This is a genomic window from Mammaliicoccus sp. P-M59, from assembly GCF_022386135.1.
GTDB classification, from domain to species: Bacteria; Bacillota; Bacilli; order Staphylococcales; family Staphylococcaceae; genus Mammaliicoccus; species Mammaliicoccus sciuri_A.
In genome coordinates, this window is sequence record NZ_JAJNJJ010000047.1 from 1 (window position 1) to 262 (window position 262).

At 41.6% G+C, this 262-nt stretch carries 1 protein-coding gene; it reads right to left on the reverse strand.

The genetic code is table 11. From position 1 onward, the window contains the following. Window positions 1-262, reverse strand: a 262-nt coding sequence (locus LQ617_RS15930; RefSeq protein ID WP_239740799.1) for an E domain-containing protein, incomplete at both ends; no start/stop codon positions are given.

Here is a 262-nt window from a genome sequence, read left to right on the forward strand (position 1 = left end):
AGTCTGGATTGAATTCTCTTGTTGTTTCATATGGTATTGGATCTTTCGTTACAATTGGTTCACCTGGCACTGGACCATGTTTTGTCACACTGTCCACCGGCGGTGTTACGATTTCACCTGTATTTGGATTCTTAATACCTGGTTTTCCTGGTACTTCTTCTGTTTCGCCTTCTGGTAAGTTTGGATCGAATTCATCTTTATGACCTGGTGGCACTTCTTCTCCACCATACTCGATGATTTCATTTGTTGGTGGTGTTGTAAT